This is a genomic window from Streptomyces sp. 13-12-16 (genome assembly GCF_002114215.1).
Lineage (GTDB): Bacteria > Actinomycetota > Actinomycetes > Streptomycetales > Streptomycetaceae > Streptomyces.
In genome coordinates, this window is sequence record NZ_NCTE01000786.1 from 1 (window position 1) to 3480 (window position 3480).

The window sequence follows — 3480 nt, forward strand, 5'->3', positions numbered from 1 at the left end:
CAGACCGCGTCCGCGCCGGCGGCGACGGCCCGGACGGCGGCGCCCGGCACGCCGTAGCGGTCGGCCACGGCGCCCATCTCGACGGCGTCGGTCACGACCAGGCCCGTGAAACCGAGTTCGCCGCGCAGCAGGTCGCCGACGACGGGGCGGCTCAGGGTCGCCGGCCACCGGGCGTCGTAGGCGGGCACGAGCAGGTGCGCGGTCATCACGGCCCGCACGCCCGCGTCCATCGCGGCGATGAACGGCGGCAGCGCGGTCAGCGCGAGGGTCCCGGCGTCGGCCGAGACCTGCGGCAGCCCGAGATGGGAGTCGACCACGGTGTCGCCGTGGCCCGGGAAGTGCTTGGCGCACGCGGCGACCCCCGCCGACTGCAGCCCCCGCACCCACGCGGCGGCGTGCCGGGAGACGACGTCGGGGCGCGCCCCGAAGGAGCGCACCCCGATGACCGGATTCAGCGGATTGGTGTTGACGTCGGCGCTCGGCGCATAGTTCAGGGTGATGCCGAGGCCGCGCAGTTCCCGGCCGACGTCCCGGGCCACCTGCTCGGTGACATCGATGTCGTCGAGCGTGCCGAGCGCCAGGTTGCCCGGCCGGGACGCCCCGGTGCGGGCTTCGAGCCGGGTGACGTCGCCCGCCTCCTCGTCGACGGCGACGACGAGTCCGGGGTTCTCGGCGTACAGGGCGGTGGTGAGCCCCGCCACCTGTTCGGGACCGTGGATGTTCCGGCCGAACAGGACGACCGAGGCGAGCCCTTCGGAGATCCGACGGCGCACCCAGTCCGGCACCGTCGTCCCCTCGAAGCCCGGCTGGAGCACGGAGTGCGCCCACCGCAGCAGTCGCGGGTGGCTGCTCTCGGTCATGCGGGCCTCCGTGCGGGGTTGTGCACGCGGCGGTTGCGGTGGGAACCCGCCACGACTGGTTCAGACCACTGGGATATTGGACTGGACCATTGGGCCCTGTCAAGGAACGCCCTTTCGGCAAGGCGGCCGAACACCCCTGGAAAAACGCGGTGTTGGCGGCGAACCACCCGGTCAGGGCGCCGGACGCGTCAGCGTCGCCGTGAACTTGTAGCGCGAGCCCCGGTACACCGAGCGGACCCACTCGACCGGCGTTCCCGTCTCGTCCCGCGAGTGGCGGGACAGCAGCAGCATCGGCAGGCCCACGTCCGTGGCGAGCAGCCCCGCCTCCCGCGGTGTCGCCGGGGAGGTCTCGATGGTCTCGTCGGCCTCCGCCGGCCGCACCCCGTACACCTCGGCGAGGGTGGTGTAGAGCGAGGTGTAGCGGGACAGGTTGCGGCGCAACCGGGGGAAGCGCCGGTCGGACAGGTGGGTCGCCTCGATCGCCATGGGCTCCCCGCCGGCCAGCCGCAGCCGCTCGATGCGCAGCACCCTGTCCCCCGGATCCACCTCCAGCAGGGCCGCCAGGTCCGCGTCGGCGGCGATGTACCCGATGTCCAGCACCTGCGAGGTGGGGCTGAGCCCCTGTGCCCGCATGTCCTCGGTGTACGAGGTGAGCTGGAGCGTCCGGTAGACCTTCGGGCGGGCGACGAACGTGCCCTTGCCCTGGATCCGGTCGAGCCGGCCCTCGCCGACCAGCTCCTGCAGAGCCTTGCGGATCGTGGTGCGGGAGGTGCGGAACTCGACGGCGAGCAGGCGCTCGGCCGGCATCGGGGCGCCCGGGGCGCGCTCGTCGGTCATCTGCAGTAACCGCTGCTTGATGCGGTAGTACTTCGGTACGCGCCCGATAGGGCCCGGCGCCCCCGTGTCGGCCTGGGCGCTGCTGACGTCCGTGCTCATGACCTGCCTTCCGGCTGCGGTGTCCGGCGCGCGGACGGCAGGTGCCGACCGCGGTGCACGTCGGCGGACGGCCGGGTTCGGCGCCGCACGCTCGGCGATCCCGTTATAACCGTGCGTTCTCGCTTTGGTCTAGTCCAAGCTTCAACCCGTCCCTCTTTGGGTGGAGTTCTGCGCTCCGTCAGGGCTGTCGAAGCCGTTATCCAGGTGTGAGTCCACGACCCTTGACAGGGCCATAGGTCTAGGCCAAGCTCCCCTTGCTGGTCTAAACCATTTAGAGGAAGCCGGGTCCCAGCCCGCCGAGCTGTTGCGCCGTTGTGGGGGTCACCGCCGAGGGCGTGGGTGAGCAAGGCATTCCTGAGGAGGGGTGGCGCGTGAAGCGCAAGCTGATAGCCGCGATCGGGGTCGCGGGCATGCTGTTCTCCGTCGCGGCGTGCGGCGGCGACGACGGTGACGGCGACAAGAAGGCGGGCGCGGACGGCTACGCCGGCGAGACGCTCACCGTGTGGGTGATGGACGGCTCCTCGCCGGACCAGTGGCAGAAGGACCTCGCCACCGAGTTCGAGAAGAAGACCAAGGCGAAGGTCGAGTTCGAGGTCCAGCAGTGGAACGGCATCCAGCAGAAGCTGACCACCGCCCTGTCCGAGGAGAACCCGCCGGACGTCTTCGAGGTCGGCAACACCCACACCCCGGCCTACGCCAAGACCGGCGGCCTCGCCGACCTCGCCGACCTCAAGGCGGAGATCGGCGGCGAGTGGACCGAGTCCCTCAACGAGTCGTCGATCTTCGAGGGCAAGCAGTACGCGGCGCCCTGGTTCTTCGCCAACCGCGTCGTCCTCTACAACAAGAAGATCTGGGCGGACGCGGGGCTGAAGGACACCCCCAAGACCCGCGACGAGTTCTACGACGCCCTCAAGACGATCGGTGAGAAGACCGACGCCGAGCCGATCTACCTGCCCGGCCAGAACTGGTACCACTTCGTCGGCCTGGTGATCGGCGAGGGCGCCGAGCTGGTCAAGAAGGACGGCGACAAGTACGTCTCCAACCTCGCCGACCCGAAGGTCGCCGCCGCCACGGAGACCTACAAGAAGTTCCAGGCCCTGTCCAAGGCGCCCAAGGACAAGGACGAGGCCACCCCGCAGCAGGGCGAGATCTTCTCCAAGGGCAAGACCGGCGCGTTCATCGGCATGGGCTGGGAAGCCGGCATCGCGATCAAGGCCAACCCGGACATCGAGAAGGAGATCGGCTACTTCACCATCCCCGGTGCCACGGCCGACAAGCCCGAGGGCGTCTTCCTCGGCGGCTCCAACCTCGCCGTCGCCGCGGGCAGCAAGAAGCAGGAGCTCGCCAAGGAGTTCCTGAAGATCGCCCTCTCCGACAAGTTCGAGGGCGCGCTGGCCAAGGCCAACGGCGTCATCCCGAACAAGGAGTCGCTGCAGAGCAACCTCGAGGGCAACGCCCCCGCCGAGGCCGCCGCGCCGGCCGCCGCCGTCGGTGGCACCACGCCGCTGATCCCCGAGTGGGCCGCCGTCGAGAACGACCCCAACCCGATCAAGGCGTACCTGACCGCCGTCCTGAACGGAAAGTCCCCGGCCGACGCCGCCGAGCAGGTCGAGGGCGAGTTCAACAAGCGCCTGGCGCAGCAGCAGTAGGCGCGCGAGCGCACGGATGGGGGCGGGGGCCGGCC

General features: G+C 70.4%; 3 protein-coding genes. 1 reads left to right on the forward strand and 2 read right to left on the reverse strand.

Annotated elements, in window-relative coordinates; genetic code table 11:
• Both B7767_RS28910 and B7767_RS28915 read right to left on the reverse strand, forming a co-directional pair.
• Positions 1–860 (reverse strand): glycoside hydrolase family 3 N-terminal domain-containing protein (locus tag B7767_RS28910; protein WP_143652682.1); only part of this gene is annotated, 860 nt, incomplete at its 3' end.
• 171 nt (positions 861–1031) lie between these two features.
• Complete coding sequence (locus B7767_RS28915; RefSeq protein ID WP_085574739.1) at positions 1032–1796, reverse strand: GntR family transcriptional regulator; 765 nt, start codon at positions 1794–1796, stop codon at positions 1032–1034.
• 371 nt (positions 1797–2167) lie between these two features.
• On the opposite strand from B7767_RS28915, the gene B7767_RS28920 reads away from it, so the two are divergent.
• Positions 2168–3445 carry an extracellular solute-binding protein gene (locus B7767_RS28920; RefSeq protein ID WP_085574740.1) on the forward strand — a complete coding sequence of 426 codons (1278 nt, stop codon included), beginning with the start codon at positions 2168–2170 and terminating at the stop codon, positions 3443–3445.
• Positions 3446–3480: the final 35 nt, after the last annotated feature.